This window comes from Amnimonas aquatica, from assembly GCF_002943415.1.
In the GTDB taxonomy this organism is placed as follows: Bacteria; Pseudomonadota; Gammaproteobacteria; order Pseudomonadales; family Moraxellaceae; genus Perlucidibaca; species Perlucidibaca aquatica_A.
This window is the reverse complement of record NZ_PTQZ01000185.1, coordinates 1-3,597: the sequence shown is the minus strand read 5'-3', so window position 1 is coordinate 3,597 and position 3,597 is coordinate 1. Positions and strand designations below refer to the sequence as shown.

Genomic DNA, 3,597 nt, shown 5'->3' with positions numbered 1-3,597 from the left:
GTAACCGAAATCCCGGTTACACAAAATGCTGCACACCCTCCACTGTGTAAATCAATGATCAGGAAAAGGCCTGGTCCTCCAGCGTGCCAAGCGTCGACGTATCCTGCACAGCGTGCCCCGTAGCACCGATTCACCTTGCCCGGCCAGCTGAATCGGCTCGCATCGAGCAACACTGCATTCTACGCAACTAGTTCGAAACATTGCAGATCAGCTGGTACGACGCTGTTCGCGCTCTTCAAGCACCGCACTGCGGATCATTCGCCAAACAAAATCTCCGATATCTTCGAGCGAATAGCGACCTTCCTCACGAAACCAGGTTGCCACCCAATTGAGCGCCCCGAGGCCGATCAAACGCAGCAGCTCCAGATCCATATCCTTCCGAATCACTCCCTGCTCAGCCAGCAGTTTCAGCATCGCGGCCCACAACGACTCATAGCGGTCACGCAGCTTTATCATTTCCCTGCGTGCCTCGCCGCGCAGGGAACGCCACTCGAACAACAGCACATAGACCATATCCGAACCACTGACCAGCATTTGCAGGTGTGCATTGATGCCGCGGCGCAACTGCTCGGCAGGCTTTGTCGCACCCGCCACAGCCTGGGTGACGGCTATCGAGGCCTGCTCCAGACCCAGCCGCATCAAATCGACGAGAATGTCTTCCTTGGCCTGATAACGGTAATGAAGGCTGCCGGGCAGCATGTTGCACGCCTCAGCAATCTCCTTGACCGTGGTCCGGTCATAACCTTGCTCCCGGAACAGACGCGCGGCAGAACTCAACACGAAATCACGATCAGACTGGGCAACCGGCCTGACTTGACGACTTTTCTTCACGGCATCCTCCCGAGCAACGGAAACGCTATTCTAGCCTGAGTACCGCTCGGCACGCCTATATTCGATCCCGTCCCGCCCACGATCAGCGTCTTTACAACCTTGTCGCCGCTGCCTACTCAGGCGCCGACGGCGCCTGATACAAATTTCAGGTCTATGTTCATATGGCAGGATTGACATTTGGTTGACCAACCAATTACGTTGATTGGCATGGTTGCTACAGCGGGAGAATCCAAATGGCCCTGGCAAATCGTAAGATCGGTTACGGCGAGGTTGTGACGCGTGACCTCCACTTTTCGATGAACCGTGAGACGGTCGTCCGCCACTGGTTCAACAACGACCCCTGGAGCACGCACTGGATGAACGCCATTATGGCGGCCGTACCGGATGGTGAGCGCTGGGTGATGAACTCGGCCCGCCGACAACTCGACAAATTGCGCGACCCGGAGGTGCGCAAGGCTGCTGGCGAGTTCATACGCCAGGAGCGCATTCATGCTCGCGAGCATGACGAGATGAATGCCATTTGCGTACAGCAGGGCGTCCCTATTGACAAGGTCGAAGCCACCCGACGTCTCCCCGCATTTGAGTAGCACGTAGCTTTGGAGTCCAATCCCACCCTGAGGAGATTGGACATGAAGAAGCGTTTCACCGAAGAGCAGATCATTGGCTTCCTGCGCGAAGCCGAGGCCGGATTGCCGATCAAGGAGCTGTGCCGTCAGCACGGCTTCTCCGAGGCCAGCTACTACCTCTGGCGCAGCAAGTTTGGCGGCATGACCGTCCCCGACGCCAAGCGGCTGAAGGAGCTGGAGGTCGAGAACAACCGCCTGAAGAAGCTCCTCGCCGAGTCGATGCTGGAGAACGAGGTCACCCGCGAGGCGCTCCGAAAAAAGTGGTGAGCGCACCGTCACGCCGTGATCTGGTGCGCAGCATGATCAGACATGGATTGAGCGAGCGCCGTGCCCTGCGGGTGATCGGCATGAGCGCCAGTGCCTATCGCTACCGGCCTGCACCGGATCGCAATCAGGCCCTGCGAGAACGGATCGTGGCCTTGGCACAGCGGCATCGCCGCTACGGCTCGGGGATGATCTACCTGAAGCTGCGTCAGGCCGGCCTGACGGTGAATCACAAGCGTGTCGAGCGGTTGTATGCCGAAGCGAAACTGCAGGTGCGTCGTCGCAAGCGCAAGAAGATCCCGGTATCGGATCGTCAGCCGCTGGGGCGTCCACTGACCGCCAATCAGGTCTGGTCTATGGACTTCGTGTTCGATCGCACGGCCGAAGGCCGTGTGATCAAGAACCTGACGGTGGTCGACGATGCCACACATGAGGCGGTGGCCATCGTGCCTGAACGTGCGATTGGCGGGCAGTCACTGACACGGATACTGGATCGTCTGGTCTTGCGTCGTGGCCTGCCGCAGGCAATTCGCACCGACAACGGCAAGGAGTTCTGCGGTCGGGCGATGCTGACCTGGGCGCATGCGCGTGGCGTGAAGCTGTTCCTGATCGAGCCGGGCAAACCGAACCAGAATGCCTACATCGAGTCGTTCAACGGGCGCTTCCGCGATGAATGCTTGAACGAGCACTGGTTCACCAGCTTGCCGCACGCCCAGGTGGTGATCGAGGCGTGGCGGCGGGAATACAACGAGGAGCGGCCGAAGAAATCGCTGGGCGGAATGACGCCCTCGGTCTATGCCAGACAACTGGCGGAGAAAGCGGTTAAATTACCCTTGGACTCTAAAGCCGGGTGCTACTGAAACCGGGGGGACGTCGGGTTGATATGATCTAGGCGTATTGTGTCCCGACCGCCCTCCAAGAGTATGAATAGCGCGTAGCCAAGCTACTTACTATTCACTATCGGAGTTGTCATCCATGGAAGACGCCGCACACCCAGTAATCACTGCGGAGTTTACCGACTCGGTCTTGTTGGCGACAGTTACTCCCCGGCGTTGCGCCGGGAGCATATTTCAGACCAGAGACTTCAAATCGGTACCCGAATCACTCAATGCTTCAGCGCTGACGCTCTTACGGTGCTGGACCAGCTGTTTGCCGACCATGAAAGCAATGGGCAGATTGACCGCGTCAACAGCAATGACACAGCCCTCGCGGAGATAGAACACCGCAAATTCCTTATCCTCGGGGCTGCCGCGCATCACCCGCTGATCATGATTTTGCGACAACCCCACCATCTGCAGGCGAACGTCGTACTGGTTCGACCAGAACCATGGGACGCTATCGTAAGGTTTCTCCTCTCCCATCAGGGTCGTCGCCGCANACTCAAGCCGTTGCATCTTCTCGAAGAAAAGATTCCGGTGGCGGGTACAGTCGCCAATCGCCAGGATGGCGGGATCGCCGGTGCGGGTAAACTCGTCGACAACAATACCGTCATCACAGGGCAGGCTGGCGACCTCAGCCAAAGTGGTTTCCGGTATGACGCCGATCGAGACGAGCACGATATCGGCCGGCAAAGTGCCTCCATTCGCCAACGTCACGCCAGCCACACGACCCTGATCATCCGCTTCAAAGCCGGTTACCGCTGTGTTCAGGCGTACATCCACGCCAGCGCCACTGTGTTTGGCGTAAAAGAACGCCGACATCTCCGGGCCCGTAACGCGCTGCATAAGACGCTCGGCGGCTTCCAGCACCGTGACATTAACGCCTTTTTTGATAGCGCTGGCTGCCACCTCAAGGCCGATAAAACCGCCACCCACGATGACCAGACTCTTCCCCGGGACTAATTGTTCACGCAGTGCATCTGTGTCAGCTATGTCAT

4 protein-coding genes are annotated in these 3,597 nt (G+C 58.2%); 2 read left to right on the top strand and 2 right to left on the bottom strand.

Going from position 1 to position 3,597, the window contains the following annotated elements; translation table 11 throughout:
- Positions 1-207: 207 nt before the first annotated feature.
- Positions 208-831: a TetR/AcrR family transcriptional regulator gene (locus C5O18_RS07510; protein WP_105192845.1), complete on the bottom strand. Its 624-nt coding sequence runs from the start codon at positions 829-831 to the stop codon at positions 208-210.
- A 233-nt stretch (positions 832-1,064) separates the two neighbouring features.
- On the opposite strand from C5O18_RS07510, the gene C5O18_RS07505 reads away from it, so the two are divergent.
- Positions 1,065-1,418, top strand: coding sequence for a metal-dependent hydrolase (locus C5O18_RS07505; RefSeq protein WP_206389786.1), 354 nt, complete (start codon positions 1,065-1,067; stop codon positions 1,416-1,418).
- A gap of 42 nt (positions 1,419-1,460) precedes the next feature.
- Positions 1,461-2,581 (top strand): IS3 family transposase gene (locus tag C5O18_RS07500; RefSeq protein ID WP_105192843.1). Its coding sequence is split into 2 segments (ribosomal slippage): positions 1,461-1,719 and positions 1,719-2,581, totalling 1,122 coding nucleotides; the frame shifts between segments, so codons are not numbered across the junction.
- Between the two features lie 210 nt (positions 2,582-2,791).
- Here C5O18_RS07500 and C5O18_RS07495 read toward each other — a convergent pair.
- Complete coding sequence (locus C5O18_RS07495) at positions 2,792-3,535, bottom strand: NAD(P)/FAD-dependent oxidoreductase (RefSeq protein WP_478209686.1); 744 nt, start codon at positions 3,533-3,535, stop codon at positions 2,792-2,794.
- Positions 3,536-3,597: the final 62 nt, after the last annotated feature.

Coding starts and splice junctions, on each gene's coding strand:
- C5O18_RS07505 (WP_206389786.1), top strand. CDS start 1,065: ATGGCCCTGGCAAATCGTAAGATCGGTTACGGCGAGGTTGTGACGCGT.